Raw genomic sequence first — 16,496 nt, forward strand, 5'->3', positions numbered from 1 at the left:
CCATGGCTTTGAAGATCAAACCGATCGGGGAAGTCGTTGAAGGTCGCGCCGAGGTCACCGATGACTACTGGGGTGGCGTCGAGTCCGTAATCCAACTCGACGAGGCAGAGTTCCCCCTGGACTCCGTGCAGGGCCTGGAAGAGTTCTCCCACCTGGTGGTCGTGTGGCACTTCGACCAGGCGTCTCCAGGCGACATCGAGTACCACGCTCGCAGCCCGCGCGGGAACACCCAGTGGCCGGCAACAGGAACGTTCGCCCATCGCAACCACCGACGTCCCAACCAACTCGCGCAGAGCTTCCCCCGACTGATCAAGGTCCACGGGCTCAGGTTGCACGTGACCGATCTGGACGCCGTAGTCGGCACGAAGATCTACGACTTGTCGCCCTACTTCGAGGAGATGGGCCCGCGAGGAACGATCCGCGAGCCTGCATGGCCTGGCGAAATGCTGACAGACTACTGGACCAAGAAGTCCTGACTTCGTCGGCTACGACGCCCCAGAGGCCGGGAGGATGCCCAAACCGTCCTGGTAGACGATGGCGACCAGGCGCATACTGAGCACTTCATAGAAGGCCCAGCCGCCTTCGTTGCCAGGTGAACAGTGGACGATGAGCGGGCTGAGGTCCTGAGTGCCCGCTCATCGGAGGACGGCATCGACCCAAGTGTGTCCCTCGCCGCTGCTGTGTTGCTCGGGTCCGCCCGGGCACCCGGACGGACCCCAACGTGCGCGTGGAGCGGTCAGGCGTACTCGTAGAAGCCCGACCCCGTCTTGCGGCCAAGACGCCCCGCGTCGACCATGCGCAGCAGCAGCGGAGGCGGGGCGTACAGGGGCTCCTTGTACTCGGCGTACATCGAGTCGGCGATCGCCGCGATCGTGTCCAGGCCGATCAGGTCGGAGAGCTTGAGCGGGCCCATGGGGTGGGCGCAGCCGAGCTCCATGCCGTTGTCGATGTCCTCGCGGCTTGCGATGCCGGATTCGAACATACGGATGGCGGAGAGCAGATACGGGATCAGCAGCGCGTTGACGACGAAGCCGGAGCGGTCCTGGGCGCGGATGGCGTGTTTGCCGAGGATGTCGTGGACCAGGGCTTCGGCGCGCTTGATGGTCTGGTCGCCGGTGGTGAGGGCCGGGATCAGCTCGACGAGCTGCTGGACCGGGGCCGGGTTGAAGAAGTGGATGCCGATGACCTGGTCGGGGCGGGAGGTGGCGACGGCCAGTTTGACCAGGGGGATGGAGGAGGTGTTCGAGGCCAGGATGGCGTCGGGGCGGGTCACGACCTGGTCGAGGACCTGGAAGATCTCCGTCTTGACCTGCTCGTTCTCCACGACGGCCTCGATGACCAGATCGCGGTCGGCGAACTCGCCGAGGTCGGTGGTGAAGCTCAGCCGGCCCAGCGTGGCGTCGCGCTCCGCCTCGGTGATCTTGCCGCGCTCGGCGGCCTTGCCGAGGGAGTTGGTCAGCCGGGTACGGCCCAGCTCCAGGGCCTCGCCGGTGGTCTCCGCGACCTTGACCTCCAGGCCGGAACGGGCGCATACCTCCGCGATGCCCGCGCCCATCTGGCCGCAGCCCACCACTCCGACGCGTTCGATGTCGGTCACCTCGTGCCTTTCCGCTGATCCGCTGGTCGCCCCCGACGTTACCTCCCGGTCGGGTCCGGTGGGTGGGCCGGGGCCGGAACCTTGCGGTCCGGACCCCGGCCCGGGGACTTGCCCGATGCCCTGCCCGGGAGCTCAAGTGGGCGGGCGGCGGGATTCGTTGCAGGTAGCCGTGGCCGCTGTCACGTCGAGTCGCCGCGCAGGATGCCCCGCCCGTTCGTGCTCACGTACACCCGCCCGTAGACCCGCGGGTCGCCGGTGATCGCGCCGCCGGTCCAGGCCCATTGATGTGCGTTGTCGTTGATCCGTACCCAGCTCGCCCCGGCGTCCGTGGAGCGGAAGATCCCGCGGGTGCCGCCGATCTTGGCGCTGGTGTAGAGCGTCTGGTACGAGGCGCCGGGGGCGGCCTTGCCGAAGCCGATGGTGTCGGCCTGCTGGACGTTAGACAGCTTGGTGAAGGTCACGCCGGAGTCGGTGGAGTGCCACAGCCCGTACGTCCCGTTCACGGAGCCGCCGGCGAGCCAGATGTCGCCCTCGGTGCCCGGCAGGGCCTTGAAGCGCACCGGGCCGTCGGTGGGCAGGCCGGTGGCGGCCTTGGCGGTGAAGGTGGCGCCGCCGTCGGTGCTCACATAGAACGTGCCGGACTTGAAGCCGTAGAACTTCTTCGGGTTCTTGCGGTCGGATTCGACGACCGCCCCGGCCGGGATGCCGCTGGAGGCGGTCCAGGAGTTGCCGAAGCCGACGGTGTAGTAGACGGAGGAGGTGCCTTCGGGGCTCCAGACGAAGCCGCTGCCGTCGGCCGCCGCGGCCACCGTGCCGCCGCCGGTGACCCCGGAGGGCTCGCTGCCCTGCCACCAGTTGGCGCCGTTGTCGGTGGAGAAGGCGATCCGGGGCGCGGCGTCGTTGTTGCCGACCCGCACCACGGTGTTCGGGTTGGTCTCGGCGTAGTCCAGGCTGGTGGTCGTGGTGAAGCTGGGCGAGCTGAACATCTTGGTGGGCACCGCGTCGAGGTCGGTGTGGCGGAAGCCGCCGATGTCGCCCAGGGCGCTGAGCAGCGGGGCGCCGGAGGGCGGGCTGGCCAGGTCGTTGACCGCGGTCTCCTCCAGGCCCTTGACCATCGGCGTGATCTTGATCTGGCCGCCGGAGTCCCAGGTGGAGAGGTTTTCGGTGCCGTAGACCGTGGCGCCGGTGCCGTACATCAGCCGGTTGGAGTCGAACGGGTCGATCTCCAGGGCCTCGGTCATCCAGCCCAGCTTCGGGGTGACCTCGGGCGGGGACGGGTTGGTGCCGAAGGTCAGCCAGGGGACGGACGAGACGTCCTGGGTGTAGCGGAAGGAGCGGTTGGGGTAGCTGGTGAAGTCCCAGGCGCGGGTCCAGGTGGCGCCGGAGTCGGTGGAGCGGAAGATCTGGGTGTCCGGCCACCAGGAGCTGTAGCCGGTCACCATCAGCGTGCCGGGCTTCTGGCGGTCCACCGTCAGCCCGCTGTAGCCGAAGTAGGTGTCGGCGTCCGTCATCGGGCTGATGTTCTTCCACTCACCGGTGGCCGTGGCGTACCGCCACACCTGGCCCTTCTCCCCGTCGTACGGGCCGCCCTTGTCGCTGGTGGTGATGTAGAGGTAGCCGGATCTGGAGTCCAGGACACCCTTGTGGGAGAGGTAGCCGGTCGGCTGTCCGTCCACCCGCGACCAGGTGGCGCCGGCGTCGGTCGAGCGGTAGACGGTGTTCTGCTTGTCGGCCACGCCGACGTAGATGGTCTTGGTCGCGGTGCCCGACGAGCCCGTGCGCTCGTCGAAGGTCACCCACACCACGCCCTGGTTGTCGCTCAGATAGCCGCTGGAGTCGCTGGGGTCCTGGGCGTAGTTGCCCGCGTTGGGGAAGGCCGTCACCTTCGACCAGGTGGCGCCGGAGTCGGTGGAGCGCCACAGGCCGTTGCCGCTCGGCGCGCCGAAGTACAGCACGCTGTTCTTGTTCGGGTCGATCGCCAGCCGCTCGCCCATGCCGCGGCCGGGCATGTTGCCGCCGACCTTGAAGGGCAGGGTGGTGGACTGCCAGGTGGCGCCGCGGTCGGAGGAGCGCAGGATCGCGCCGTTGGTCGGGTCCCAGCTGTTGGTGTACGTGCCGACGGCCGCGTACACCTTGTTCGGCTCGACCGGGTCGCTGGCCAGGCTCGCCACCCCGCTCCAGCCCCAGCGGTCCCAGTCCACCCAGTCCAGCAGCGGCAGCCACTGCTTACCTGACTGGTCCCAGCGGTACGCCCCGCCGATGTCGGTGCGGGCGTAGGCGAGGTTCTTCTCCTTGCGGTTGAAGATGATGCCGGGGACGAAACCGCCGCCGTCGACGCGGACGTTCTTCCAGGTGGCGGCGGCCAGGCCGGCGGTGGGTTTGCTCGGGGCGTCGTCGGGGCGGGCGGCGGCCGGGGCGGCGGCCGCGGTCAGTAATCCGCCGACGAGCGCCAGCGCGGCCATGAGCGCGCCGAGTGGTCTTCTCCGGTGATGAGAACGCACGGGAACTTCCTCTCCGGGCATCCGCCGCGGGCCGCGGCGGTACGGGGGCGGGTCTGTGCGGGTCTGTCCATGTCCGGGCTTGGGAGCGCTCCCATATGTGCGTACCACCGATGCTAGCGGCCGGATGACCGGGCGAGAAGTCGTCCGGAAGGGTGGGAAGGATTGCCGCGCTGCTGTAAGACCCGCATCATCGGCGGGAGTTAGCCACGATCGACAGGCGAGCGAGCGAGGAGCGAGGATGGGGCAGATCACGCGCAGGGGACTGACGGCCGCGGCCGTCGGAGCGCTGGCCGCGACCGTCACGACGGGTTCGACGGCGGCGTACGGGCGCGAGGAGGCGCGGGGGAGCGGCGGGCAGCTCAGGCGGTCATTCCGCGGGATGTGGCTGGCCAGCGTCGCCAATCGGGACTGGCCCTCCAAGCCCGGCCTGACCGCCGCCGAGCAGCGCGCCGAACTGCTCGCCTTCCTGGACACCGCGGTCGAGCGCCGGCTGAACGCGGTGGTCTTCCAGGTCCGGCCCACCGCCGACGCCCTGTGGCCCTCCCGGTACGAGCCGTGGGCCGAATACCTCACCGGCGTCCAGGGCCGCGACCCGGGCTGGGACCCGCTGGGCACCGCCGTGCGCGAGGCCCACCGGCGCGGCCTCGAACTGCACGCCTGGTTCAATCCGTACCGCGTCGCCAACCACACCGACCCCACCCGGCTGGCCCCCACCCACCCCGCGCGGCTGCACCCCGAATGGGTGGTGCCGTACGGCGGCAAGCTCTACTACAACCCGGGCCTGCCCGAGGTCCGCCGCTTCGTCCAGGACGCGATGCTGGACGCGGTGGCGCGCTATGACGTCGACGCCGTCCACTGGGACGACTACTTCTACCCCTATCCGGTGGCGGGCCAGGTCTTCGACGACGACGCGGCGTACGAGCGCCACGGCGCGGGGTTCCCGGACCGGGCCGCCTGGCGGCGGGACAACATCGACCGGCTGGTGCGCGAGACCGCCGTCCGCATCAAGCGGCTCGACCCGCGGGTGCGGTTCGGGATCAGCCCCTTCGCCGTCTGGCGCAACCAGGGCACCGATCCGCAGGGCTCCGACACCCGGGCCGGGGTGCAGACCTACGACGACCTGTACGCGGACACGCGCAAATGGGTCCGCGAGGCGTGGATCGACTACATCGTGCCGCAGGTGTACTGGAACATCGGCTTCGCCGCCGCCGACTACGCCAAGCTGGTGCCCTGGTGGGCGGAGACGGTGCGGGGCACCGGCGTGGACCTCTACATCGGCGAGGCGCTGTACAAGGCGGGAGACCCGGCGCAGCCCGCGCCCTGGCAGGACCCGGCTGAGCTGTCCCGGCACCTCACCTTCGACCGGGACTATCCGCAGGTGCGGGGCAACGTGTACTTCTCCGCGAAGGAAGTGGCCGCCGACCGCAACGGCGCCATGGCGCGTGTGGTCGCCGACCACTACCCGTATCGCGTGCGTCCGCCCCGCTGAGCCGTCTGGGCCTGGACTACGGCCGTCCGGGCTCTGCGTGCAGGTGACGCACGACCGAATCCGGGCCGGGGGAGACCACGCATTCGTGCTTGTCGTCCTCGAAGCGGATGCGATACGGCGGGGAGCCGTGATCGCCGAGCACTTCGATGATCTCCGCGGTCCGGTCGTGCTGTCCGACAACCCTGCCGTGTACCAGCAGCTTGTCGCCTACGGTCGCCTCCATACGTGTGACCTCCTGTCCGGTGCCCCGGAGGGTATTGCGGTCCCTGAGGCCAGTTTATGGCTGCTTCTGTCGGTTTGCTCCCGCCCGCTGCGTCACGCCGATGCAGACCAGGACGGCCACGGCGGCGGCGGGCGCGGCCCAGGTCAGGTGTTCGCCCAGGAGGAGTACGGACCACACCAGGGTGAGCAGGGGCTGGGCCAGCTGGAGTTGGCTGGCCCTGGCCACGCCGATGGCGGCCATCCCGCGGTACCAGACCACAAGCCCCAGGAACTGGGAACCCAGGGCCAGCCACAGCGCCCCGGCGACGGCGTGCGCCGTCAGGTGTACGGGCTCGGTGGTCATGGCGACCGCCGCGCCCGCCACCGACAGCGGCAGACAGGCCACCAGCGCCCAGCCGATCACCTGCCAGCCCGGCATATGGCCGGCCAGCCGGGCGCCCTCCCCGTAGCCCGCCGCGCACACCAGCAGCGCGCCGAACAGATACAGATCCCCGATCGTCGGCGCGCCCCCGCTCTGCTCCAGCGCGAAGGCGACGATCACCGCCGCGCCGACGACGGCCGCGGCCCAGAACTTGGGGGTGGGGCGGGAGCCTCTTTTTGGGGTTGGTCCGCCTCCGGGGCGCCTCAGCCGCTGTCGACGGTCGACCGTGCTCGGCCCTTCGTTCCTCAGGGCCTGCGCGCTCTCTCCCTTTCGACAGCGTCGCGCCCCTTTGGCGGTGCGCACCGCCGCGTAGACGGCCGTGGTCAGCGGCAGCAGGCCGACGACCACGGCGGCGTGCGAGGTGGTGGAGGTCCGCAGCGCGAGCGTGGACAGCAGCGGGAAACCGAAGACGACGCCCCCGGCGACCACCAGCAGACCGGGCCAGTGGCGGCGGCCGGGCGGCGGGACGCGCAGGGCGGCCAGCGCGCCGCCCGCGACCAGCCCGGCCAGGGCGAGCCGGCAGCCGACCAACGACCAGGGGCCCAGGCCCTCGAGACCCCAGGCGGTGGCGGGGAAGGTCAGGGAGAACGCGGCCACGCCCAGTGCGGCCATGACGGTGCCGAGGACGCCCCCGCGGCGGACGGGGGACGGTGCGGGGCGGGGGCGGACGAGCGGGGGCCGGGCGGCGGTGCGCGGCTCGGCGCCACCGCTCACCGCTATCGTTCCGCTCGCAGTAGCGCTATCTTGGGCTTTCATGCAAGAGCGTAGCAGTGTGGCGGAACTGGCGGGGATCCTCCGTACGGAGTTGAACCGCTACTCTCCCGGTGAGAAGCTGCCGTCCAGTCGGGCCCTGGTGGACCGCTACCGGGTGAGCCCGGTGACCGTCTCCCGCGCCCTCGCCGCACTCCGCGCCGAGGGGCTTGTGGTCACCCGACCCGGCGCCGGGGCCTTCCGGGCCGCCCGGCCGCGGGCAGCCGAGGAGGCGCCGCGCCCCGGCGACACCTCCTGGCAGGAGGTGGCCCTCAGCGTCGAGACGTCCGGGGAGTCGGTCCCGCGCTCGGTCGACGCCTCCGGCGTGCTGATGACCCTGGCCGTCCCGCCGCCCGGCGCCCTCGAACTGCACGGCGGCTATCTCCACCCCTCGCTCCAGCCGGAACGGGCGCTGGCCGCGGCCCTCGCCCGCGCCGGGCGGCGGCCCGGCGCCTGGGACCGCCCGCCGATCGAGGGGCTGACCGAGCTGCGCGCATGGTTCGCGGCCGAGATCGGCGGCGGGGCCCTCGCCCCCTCCGAGGTACTGATCACCGCGGGCGGCCAGAGCGCACTGACCACCGCGCTGCGCGCCCTCGCGCCGCCCGGCGCGCCCGTGCTCGTCGAGTCCCCCACCTACCCCGGGGCGATCGCCGCCGCCCGCGCCTTCGGGCTGCGCCCGGTCCCGGTCCCCGTGGACGCCGACGGGGTCCGCACCGACCTGCTCGAACAGGCCCTCCGTACGAGCGGGGCACGGGTCTTCCTCTGCCAGCCGCTCTTCCAGAACCCGACCGGCGCGGTGCTCTCCGCCGAACGGCGCCGGGAGGTGCTGCGGGTGGCCCGGGAGGCGGGTGCGTTTGTGATCGAGGACGACTTCGCGCGCCGCCTCGCCCACGAGGACGCGGGGCCGCTGCCCGCGACCCTCGCCGCGGACGACCCCGACGGAGTCGTCGTCCACGTCTGCTCGCTCACCAAGATCACCTCGGCCAGTCTGCGGGTGGGCGCGCTCACCGCCCGTGGCCCCGCGCTGGAGCGGCTGCGCGCCATCCAGGTCGTCGACAGCTTCTTCGTGCCGCGCCCGCTTCAGGAGGCGGCACTCGAACTCGTCGGCTCGCCCGCCTGGACCCGCCATCTGCGCACCGTCGCCGCCGAGTTGCGCATCCGCCGCGAGGCCCTGGCCACAGATGTGCGGCGGGACTTCCCCGAACTCGCCCTGCGCCATGTCCCGCCCGGCGGCTTCCACCTGTGGCTGCGGCTGCCCGACGGTGCCGACGAGGCCGCGCTGACGGCCGCCGCCCAGCGTGCCGGGGTCGCCGTCGCGCCCGGCCGCCCGTACTTCTGCGCCGAACCGCCCGCCCCGCATCTGCGGCTGGGCTTCGCCTCGGCGGCGGGCCCGGGCGAGCTGGCGGAGGGGCTGCGCCGGCTCCGTACCGCCTGCGACGAGGTGCTGGGCTGACGGCACACCGGATCCCCTATGCGCCGAAAACCTCTCGACGCCGCCCCTCTGACCTGCGAGCCTCCCGCCATGAGCGACATGAGTGACATGAGTGATACGAACGGCCGACCGGCCGCCGACGGCTATGAGATATCCACCGACCCCTCCCGCCTCGACGCGGCCCGTATCCACCACTGGCTGTCCACCGACGCGTACTGGGCGCTGGGCCGCACCCGCGAGAAGCAGGACCGCGCCATCGCCGGTTCGCTCAACTTCGGCGCGTACGACACGGCCTCGGGCGCCCAGGTCGCGTACGCCCGGGTCGTCACCGACCACGCCACCTTCGCCTGGCTGTGCGATGTCTACGTCGACCGGTCCGCGCGCGGGACGGGCCTTGGCACCGCGCTCGTCACGGCCGTCCGCGACCACCTGGCGCCCTTGGGGCTGCGGCGCATGCTGCTGGCGACGCATGACGCCCACGGGGTGTACGAGAAGGTCGGCTTCGCACCCCTGGACAAGCCGGACCAATGGATGTCCCTGCGCTTCCCCCGCGGGGACATGCCGGGGAGGTGACGCGGCCGGGCCGCGAGCCGGCCGTTCAGTGGCCGCCGTGCTGGTCCACGGCCTCCCGCGGCTCCTCGGCGGCCTCTACCGCCCCGGCCACGTCGGCTTGGGCGGCCGGCTCGGCGGGCTTGCGCCGGCCGGTCAGCCGCATGGCGAGGGGCTGGGTGTAGCGGGCGGTGAGCGGGCCGAGGATCACCAGGATCAGTACGTACGCCGTGGCCAGCGGCCCCAGCTCCGGTTCGATACCGGCCGTGACGGCGAGTCCGGCGATGACGATGGAGAACTCGCCCCGGGCGACCAGGGTGCCGCCCGCGCGCCAGCGGCCCTTGACGGAGATCCCGGCGCGCTTCGCCGCCCAGTAGCCGGTGGCGACCTTCGTACAGGCGGTGACGGCGGCCAGCGCGAGGGCGGGCAGCAGGACCGGCGGGATGCTCGCGGGGTCGGTGTGCAGGCCGAAGAAGACGAAGAACACGGCAGCGAACAGATCCCGTAGCGGGCTGAGCAGGTTGTGCGCGCCCTCGGCAGCCTCCCCGGACAGCGCGATGCCGACCAGGAACGCGCCCACGGCCGCCGACACCTGGAGCTGCTGGGCGATCCCGGCGATCAGCAGGGTCAGCCCCAGCACCACCAGCAGCAGCTTCTCCGGGTCGTCGCTGGAGACGAAGCGCGAGATGAGCCGGCCGTAGCGCACGGCCAGGAAGAGCACCAGACCGGCCACGCCGAGCGCGATGGCCAGGGTGAGGCTGCCCGCCGCCACGCTCACCCCCGCCAGCAGGGCGGTGATGATCGGCAGATAGACGGCCATGGCCAGGTCTTCGAGGACCAGGATGGACAGGATGACCGGGGTCTCGCGGTTGCCGAGGCGGCCCAGGTCGCCCAGGACCTTGGCGATGACGCCGGACGAGGAGATCCAGGTGACCCCGGCCAGCACCACCGCGGCCACCGGGCCCCAGCCCATCAGCAGCGCCATGGCGGCGCCGGGCAGGGCGTTGAGCGTGGCGTCGACCAGCCCGGCCGGGTACTGGGTCTTGAGATTGCTGACCAGGTCGCTGGCGGTGTACTCGAGCCCGAGCATGAGCAGCAGCAGGATCACGCCGATCTCGGCGCCGATCGCCACGAACTCCTCACTGGCCCCCAGCGGCAGCAGACCGCCTTCGCCGAAGGCGAGACCGGCCAGCAGATACAGCGGGATCGGGGAGAACTGAAAACGTCCGGCCAGCCGGCCCAGCAGGCCCAGGCCCAGGATGACCGCACCGAACTCGATCAGGAAAAGAGCGGAGGAGTGCATCGATCACTCCCGCCCGAGTATCGCCGCGGCCGTCTCCACGCCTTCGCGGGTGCCGATCACGATCAGGGTGTCGCCGCCGGCCAGCCGGAAGTCCGGCGTCGGGGAGGGGATCGCTTCCGCGAGGCGCAGCACCGCCACGATCGAGGCCCCGGTCTCGGTCCGCATCCGCGTCTCGCCCAGCACCCGCCCGTTCCAGTACGAACCGGACGACAGCTCGACGCGCTCGGCCACCAGCCCCAGCTCGGTCGTGGACAGCAGCGCCGGGCTGTGGTGGGAGGGCATCAGCGCGCCGATGACCGCCTCCGCCTCCTTCGCCGTCAGCCGCACCGACATGGCGCACTCGTCGGGATCGTCTTCGTGATACGAGCTCAGGGTCCGCCCGCCGTCGCGATGCGCGACCACCGACAGTCGGCGGTGCTCGCGCGTGGTCAGGTCGTAGCGGACACCGATTCCGGGCAACGGCGTGCTGCTGATCCGCGGAGCGCCCACGGCCATCCTTCCGTCGTATGTGCACCTTCCGGTGGACGTACGGCGGCCGGTGCCGGCCGGTGACGTCCCCCCACACCCTATCGAATGGCAAAGAATTGGTAATGGGCGAGGTCAGGGGGCTGGTCAAGCGGGGTCGGCCGTGGGCCGGCGGTCGCCGGGTGAGAAGACGATCACCCCTCGGAAGGACACACCCGGAGGGCTCCGGGCGCGAATCGCGAAGGCTGACGGGCCGACCCCGCACACCTTCATGCTGCTGCATGCTTATGGTTGTTGCAACCTATTCGCAATAAGGCTCTAGGGTGGGTCCCGGCACGATCACTCACCGTCGAAAGCCGAAAGGGGCTGTGCCTGATGGGCACGTATGAGCTTCCCGACCTGCCGTACGACTACGCGGCGCTGGAACCGGCCATCACCGGCCAGATCCTGGAACTGCACCACGCCAAGCACCACGCCGCCTACGTCAAGGGCGCCAACGACACGCTGGAGCAGCTTGCCGAGGCCCGCGACAAGGAGCAGTTCTCCAACCTGGTCGGGCTGGAGAAGACCTTTGCGTTCAACCTCTCCGGACACGTGCTGCACTCGATCTTCTGGCAGAACCTGTCCCGGGACGGCGGCGACCGCCCCGACGGAGCGCTCGGCGACGCCATCGACGAACACCTCGGTGGCTTCGAGGCGTTCAAGAAGCAGCTCACCACCGCCACCACCACGGTCCAGGGCTCCGGCTGGGGCGTACTGGCCTGGGAGCCGCTGGGCAGGCGCCTGATCGTCGAGCAGGTCTACGACCACCACGGCAACGTCGGCCAGGGCGCGGTGCCGCTGCTGGTGTTCGACGCCTGGGAACACGCCTACTACCTGCAGTACAAGAACGTCCGCCCGGACTACGTCACCAAGCTCTGGGACCTCGTCAACTGGGAGGACGTGGCGGCCCGCTACGCCGCCGCGGCGGGCGTCTGACCGGATTCCACGGGCGGCGCCGGGGCGGGCGGCGGGCTGGTGAAGTGTGTCGTGTTTCTTTGGGGAACTCGGGCGGGCTCCGCCGCGACTACTGGGACGGACACCCGCCCCACCCCAAGGAACCCGCATGTCACGGATACGACCCAACACGCCCCGGCCCGCCGCCGCACTCGCGGGAGCCCTCTGTCTGGCCGCCGTGGCCTGCGGCGGCCCGGCCCAGGGCCCGGACACCTCCCCGGGGGCGGGCGGCGCCCGGGCCGGCTACCCCGTGACCCTGGAGAACTGCGGGCGGACCACCACCTACCGCAAGCCGCCCAGCCGGGTGGTCGTGATGAACGGCGCCTCGGTGGCCGAGGTGTCCTCCCTGCTCGCCCTCGGCCTCGGCGACCGCGTGGTGGCCAACGCACAGTCCTACGGAATGTCCGAGGTCAAGGGCCGGGCGCGGGCGATCGCGCAGCTGCCGGCCCGCGGTATCGACCAGGGCGGTGCCACCGACATCCCCCGTGAGACGATGCTCGGCCTGCGCCCCGACGCCGTGCTGTCCACCACCTCGTACGGCTTCCGGGCGGAGAACGGCTTCGCCACCCGCGACGACCTCGCCTCGACCGGCGCCAACAGCTATATCTCCCCGGCGGGCTGCGACGACGACACCTCCCGGATGCGGATCGCGGACAGCTACCGGCTGCTGACCGACCTGGGCCGGATCTTCCACGTGGACGACCGCGCGCGACGGCTGATCGCCGCCTCCCGGCAGAAGATCGACGCCGTCGCGGCCAAGGTGAAGGACCGGAAACGGCCCCGGGTCATGGTGCTGTTCTCCAATATGTCCATGGGGTCGAACGACTTCAGCGCCATCGCGGCCAACGGCATCTGGAACGACATCCTGGCCAAGGCCGGCGGCTCCAACGCCTTCTCCTCCGCCACCCGGAACACCTTCGCCGACCTCAGCAAGGAGAAGGTCGCCGCCGAGCCCGTCGACGCGCTCGTCGTCGTCAGCTACCAGGACCGCGACCCGGAGGGATACGCGCGCAAGCTGCTGCGGCAGTTCCCGCAGTGGCCGGCCGCCAAGGCAGGGCGCTTCATCGTCCTGTCGGACTCCATGTACCTGGGGCCCAGCAATGACATCGCCGTCGACCGGATCGCCCGGATGCTCCACCCCGACGCCTTCCCGGCCGCCCGATGACGCGCCGCCCGATGACGCGCCGCCCGATGACGCGCCGCCCGATGACGCGCCGCTCGATGACGCGCCGCTCGATGACGGGCCACCCCCGCAAGGCCGCCACCGCGGCGGTCCTGCTCGCCATGACCGCCCTGCTCGCCCTGGCCATGATGGTCGCGATCAGCGTCGGCGCCGTCAACGTACCCCTGGGCGACGTCTGGCGGATCGTCCTCGGCCGACTCCTGGGCGGCCAGGTGGCGGCCGGTGACCTGGCCCTCGACCAGATCGTGTGGAACTTCCGCACCCCGCGCGTCGTCCTGGCAGCGCTGGTGGGCACCGGCCTGGCCGTGTCCGGGGTGGTCCTCCAGGCCGTGGTCGCCAATCCGCTCGCCGACCCGTACGTCCTGGGCGTCTCCTCGGGCGCCTCGCTCGGCGCCGTACTCGCCTTCACCCTGGCCGGCGGCGCGCTCGGCGGGCTCGGCGTGTCCTCGGCGGCCTTCCTCGGCGCCGCCGCGGCGATGGCCCTGGTCTTCGTCCTCGGCCGGCGCGCGGGGCGGCTGGCCCCCACCCGGCTGGTGCTGGCGGGCGTCGCCGTCGGCTACGTACTGCTCGCGGCCACCAGCTATCTGCAACTGCGGGCCACCCCCGCCGAGTTGCGCGCCGTGATGTTCTGGACGCTGGGCAGCGTGGCCGGTGCCCGCTGGGACCAACTGCCCGTCGTCGCCACCGTCGTCCTCACCACCACCGCCGCGCTCGCCCTGCTCGCCGGACGGCTCAACGCCCTGCTCGCCGGGGACGAGTCCGCCACCGCGCTCGGCGTCGACGTACACCGGCTGCGGGCCGTGCTACTGGTCCTCGCCTCGCTGCTCACCGGTACGGTCATCGCCGTCGCCGGAGGCATCGGCTTCGTCGGCCTGATGATCCCCCACCTCGTACGGCTCGCCTTCGGCGCCGACCACCGCAGGCTGCTGCCGCTGGCCGCGGTGACCGGCGCGCTGTACATGGTCCTGGTCGACCTGCTCTCGCGCACCCTCACCCGGCCGAACGAACTTCCCCTCGGCATCCTCACCGCGCTCTTCGGCGCGCCCTTCTTCCTCTGGCTGCTGCGCCGCAACACCAGCCTCGACTGAACGACAGGACCGGCATATGGAACTCACCGTGGACGGGCTGCACATCGCCCTGGACCGGCAACCGATCCTGCGCGATGTGACCCTCAAGGCCCACCCGGGCGACGTCGTCGGCCTCGTCGGGCCCAACGGCAGCGGCAAGTCCACCCTGCTGCGCGCCGTCTACCGCTCACTGCGCCCCGACCGGGGCGCGGTGTACGTCGGCGGGGACGACGTATGGGCCCTGCCCGCCCGTACCGCCGCCCGCCGCACCGCCGCGGTGCTCCAGGACTCCGGCGGCGGCCCGGCCGGGCTGTCCGTACGGGAGGTGGTGGCGCTGGGCCGCACCCCGCACCACGGCCTGCTCGGCCGCGACGGCCCCGAGGACCACCGGGCCGTGGACGAGGCACTGGACCGGTGCGGGGCCCGGCCGCTGGCCGACCGGGACATCACCTCCCTGTCCGGCGGCGAACGCCAGCGGGTGCTGCTCGCCCGCGCCCTCGCCCAGCGCCCGGGGCTGCTGGTGCTCGACGAGCTCACCAACCACCTCGACATCCGGGCCCGCTTCGAACTCCTGGAGCTGATCCGCGCCACCGGTACGACCACCCTCGCCGTCCTGCACGACCTGGACCTCGCCGTACGGCTCTGCGATCAGCTGGTCGTGCTCCACGGCGGGACGGTGGTCGCCGCGGGGCCGGTGCCGGACACCCTCACCCCCGATCTGCTCCGTGAGGTGTTCGGCGTGGCCGCCACCGCCGAGCGCCACGCCGACGGCGTCGTACGCATCACCTACGCGGCCCGGCCGCTCGCCCCCTCCTGAGGCGGCGGGCCTCAAACAGGAAGCGGCTCGTCGGCGAGGTAGGGCGGCGCCGGCTCGTACTGGATATAGCGGCGGACCGTGCGTGCGTGGTCCCGGCCGTGGAGGCGGCCGACCAGCCACAGCGCCATGTCGATCCCGGCCGATACGCCCTGGCTGGTGGCCAGATCGCCGTCGACCACATAGCGCGCGTCGCGCACCACCGTGACCTCGCCGCGGGCCTCCAGAGCGTCCTCGAAAGCGTGGTGGGTGGCCACCCGGCGACCGCGCGCCGGGCCCGCCTCGTGCAGCAGCAGCGCCCCGGTGCAGACACTGGTGGTCCACCCGACGTGCGCCGAGGTCTTGCGGATCCAGTCGATGACCGCCGGGTTGGACACCTCGCGGCGGGTGCCCATGCCCCCGGGCACCAGCAGGACGTCCAGCGGCGGATGGTCGTCCAGCGTGTGGTCCGGCACCACCCGCATGCCCTTGTTGCAGCGGACGGGGTCGGGCCGTTCGGCGATGAGCACCGCGGTGTCGGCGTGGTCGCGCAGCATCGACGAGACGGTGAACACCTCCCAGGGGCCGACGAAGTCGAGCTCCTCCGCCCCGTCGAACACCAGCAGGCCGTATGTGGTCATGCGTACTCCCTCGTGGATCGGAAACGTTCCCGGTACTCGGACGGCGAGATCCCGGCATGGCGGTGGAAGGCGCGGCGCAGGGTCTCGGCGGTGCCGAAGCCGTACCGCCGGGCGATGGCCTCGACCGGGTCCCCGCCCTCGACGAGCGCGCGCTGCGCCGCCTCGACCCGCACCCGCTCCACATAGACCGCAGGTGGCGTGCCGAGCTCGGCGGTGAACCTGCGCTGCAGATGGCGTGTGCTCAGCCCGGCACACCCGGCCAGATCCGCGACCGTGTGCCGGGCGCCTGGATCGGCGTGGATGGCCGACACCACGGCGCGGATCGAGTCGGTGGCCGGCTGTGCCGCCCACAGCCCCACGCTGAACTGGGACTGGCTGCCGGGACGGCGCAGGAACAACACCAGCTCCCGGGCCACGGTGTGCGCCGCCTCCCGCCCCAGATCCGCCTCCACCAGGGCGAGCGCGAGATCCATCCCGGCGGTCACGCCCGCCGAGGTCCACACCCGGCCGTCCCGGACGAAGATGGGGTCGCAGTCGACCCGCACCTCCGGGTGCTCGCGGGTCAGTTGCTCCTCGCGGCCCCAGTGGGTGGTGACCCGCAGCCCGTCCACGAGCCCGGCGGCGGCCAGCAGGAACACCCCGCTGCACACCGAGGTGATCCGCCGGGCGCCGGCCGCTGCCGCCGCGATCCAGTCGATCAGCTCCGGAGCGTGGCGGGCCCGGTCCACCCCTGGGCCGCCCGCCACCACCAGGGTGTCGATCCCGCCGGGGTCGAGATCGGCCACCCCGTGCGCGGCGTGCACCGGCAGCCCGCTGGACGACCGTACGGGGCCCGGGCGGGGAGCCACGATCCGGCAGGAATAGCCGCCCGCGAGCTGGTTCGCGAGCTGGTCCGCGTGCTGGAACACCTCGAGCGGACCGGCCAGGTCGAGCGACTGGAACCCCTCGTAGATCACGAAGACGACATGTCGGGTCACCCCTCCAGCCTGCGGTCTGTCCCGGATGGCGGCAACGACACACACCCCACACATCGCGCCACAGATCCCACACCACGGAACGGCGACCGGGGGCCACCGACCGAAATCCA

Annotated in this window: 16 protein-coding genes; 8 read left to right on the forward strand and 8 right to left on the reverse strand. The window is 71.8% G+C overall.

All coding sequences use genetic code 11. The features are described 5' to 3' along the window. The first annotated feature begins 2 nt into the window (after positions 1–2). Positions 3–476, forward strand: coding sequence for a TrmO family methyltransferase (locus ACH4U7_RS07550; RefSeq protein WP_398527071.1), 474 nt, complete (start codon positions 3–5; stop codon positions 474–476). A gap of 260 nt (positions 477–736) precedes the next feature. Here ACH4U7_RS07550 and ACH4U7_RS07555 read toward each other — a convergent pair whose 3' ends face one another. Continuing rightward, positions 737–1,597: a 3-hydroxybutyryl-CoA dehydrogenase gene (locus tag ACH4U7_RS07555; RefSeq protein WP_385624588.1), complete on the reverse strand. Its 861-nt coding sequence runs from the start codon at positions 1,595–1,597 to the stop codon at positions 737–739. Between the two features lie 179 nt (positions 1,598–1,776). After that, a complete protein-coding gene (locus ACH4U7_RS07560; protein ID WP_398527496.1) occupies positions 1,777–4,059 on the reverse strand; it encodes a xyloglucanase in 2,283 nt (760 codons plus the stop codon). Between the two features lie 277 nt (positions 4,060–4,336). Between ACH4U7_RS07560 and ACH4U7_RS07565 the strand changes: the two genes are divergently transcribed. Beyond that, positions 4,337–5,587 (forward strand): glycoside hydrolase family 10 protein, encoded by a 1,251-nt coding sequence (locus ACH4U7_RS07565; RefSeq protein WP_398527072.1) that lies wholly within the window; start codon positions 4,337–4,339, stop codon positions 5,585–5,587. A 16-nt stretch (positions 5,588–5,603) separates the two neighbouring features. On the opposite strand, the gene ACH4U7_RS07570 is transcribed toward ACH4U7_RS07565, so the two are convergent. Together ACH4U7_RS07570 and ACH4U7_RS07575 are read right to left on the reverse strand one after the other, a co-directional pair. Further along, positions 5,604–5,810 (reverse strand): DUF1918 domain-containing protein, encoded by a 207-nt coding sequence (locus tag ACH4U7_RS07570; protein WP_398527073.1) that lies wholly within the window; start codon positions 5,808–5,810, stop codon positions 5,604–5,606. A 54-nt stretch (positions 5,811–5,864) separates the two neighbouring features. Further along, entirely contained in the window at positions 5,865–6,944 is a 1,080-nt protein-coding gene (locus ACH4U7_RS07575; RefSeq protein WP_398527074.1) for a DMT family transporter, read from the reverse strand. 40 nt (positions 6,945–6,984) lie between these two features. Here ACH4U7_RS07575 and ACH4U7_RS07580 point away from each other — a divergent pair, with 40 nt between their 5' ends. Together ACH4U7_RS07580 and ACH4U7_RS07585 are read left to right on the forward strand one after the other, a co-directional pair. After that, positions 6,985–8,433 carry a PLP-dependent aminotransferase family protein gene (locus tag ACH4U7_RS07580; RefSeq protein ID WP_398527075.1) on the forward strand — a complete coding sequence of 483 codons (1,449 nt, stop codon included), beginning with the start codon at positions 6,985–6,987 and terminating at the stop codon, positions 8,431–8,433. Between the two features lie 78 nt (positions 8,434–8,511). After that, complete coding sequence (locus tag ACH4U7_RS07585) at positions 8,512–8,985, forward strand: GNAT family N-acetyltransferase (protein WP_398527497.1); 474 nt, start codon at positions 8,512–8,514, stop codon at positions 8,983–8,985. Positions 8,986–9,010: 25 nt separating this feature from the next. Here the strand turns inward: ACH4U7_RS07585 and ACH4U7_RS07590 are convergent, their stop codons facing one another. Together ACH4U7_RS07590 and ACH4U7_RS07595 are read right to left on the reverse strand one after the other, a co-directional pair. Continuing rightward, a complete protein-coding gene (locus ACH4U7_RS07590; protein ID WP_398527076.1) occupies positions 9,011–10,264 on the reverse strand; it encodes a cation:proton antiporter in 1,254 nt (417 codons plus the stop codon). Between the two features lie 3 nt (positions 10,265–10,267). Beyond that, positions 10,268–10,759 carry a cation:proton antiporter regulatory subunit gene (locus ACH4U7_RS07595; protein WP_398527077.1) on the reverse strand — a complete coding sequence of 164 codons (492 nt, stop codon included), beginning with the start codon at positions 10,757–10,759 and terminating at the stop codon, positions 10,268–10,270. 345 nt (positions 10,760–11,104) lie between these two features. Between ACH4U7_RS07595 and ACH4U7_RS07600 the strand changes: the two genes are divergently transcribed. From ACH4U7_RS07600 to ACH4U7_RS07615, 4 genes are all read left to right on the forward strand, one after another. Further along, entirely contained in the window at positions 11,105–11,707 is a 603-nt protein-coding gene (locus ACH4U7_RS07600) for a superoxide dismutase (RefSeq protein WP_398527078.1), read from the forward strand. 127 nt (positions 11,708–11,834) lie between these two features. Beyond that, positions 11,835–12,890, forward strand: coding sequence for an ABC transporter substrate-binding protein (locus tag ACH4U7_RS07605; protein ID WP_398527079.1), 1,056 nt, complete (start codon positions 11,835–11,837; stop codon positions 12,888–12,890). A 143-nt stretch (positions 12,891–13,033) separates the two neighbouring features. After that, positions 13,034–13,996: a FecCD family ABC transporter permease gene (locus tag ACH4U7_RS07610; RefSeq protein WP_398527498.1), complete on the forward strand. Its 963-nt coding sequence runs from the start codon at positions 13,034–13,036 to the stop codon at positions 13,994–13,996. Between the two features lie 16 nt (positions 13,997–14,012). Further along, entirely contained in the window at positions 14,013–14,792 is a 780-nt protein-coding gene (locus tag ACH4U7_RS07615; RefSeq protein ID WP_398527080.1) for an ABC transporter ATP-binding protein, read from the forward strand. An 11-nt stretch (positions 14,793–14,803) separates the two neighbouring features. Here the strand turns inward: ACH4U7_RS07615 and ACH4U7_RS07620 are convergent, their stop codons facing one another. Continuing rightward, the gene (locus ACH4U7_RS07620; RefSeq protein WP_398527081.1) at positions 14,804–15,409 is read right to left on the reverse strand and encodes a DJ-1/PfpI family protein; all 606 of its coding nucleotides are present in this window, start codon (positions 15,407–15,409) and stop codon (positions 14,804–14,806) included. After that, complete coding sequence (locus tag ACH4U7_RS07625) at positions 15,406–16,440, reverse strand: GlxA family transcriptional regulator (protein WP_398527082.1); 1,035 nt, start codon at positions 16,438–16,440, stop codon at positions 15,406–15,408. The genes ACH4U7_RS07620 and ACH4U7_RS07625 overlap by 4 nt, the downstream gene beginning before the upstream one ends. Positions 16,441–16,496 lie beyond the last annotated feature (56 nt).

Source organism: Streptomyces sp. NPDC020845 (genome assembly GCF_044334165.1).
Taxonomy (GTDB): domain Bacteria; phylum Actinomycetota; class Actinomycetes; order Streptomycetales; family Streptomycetaceae; genus Streptomyces.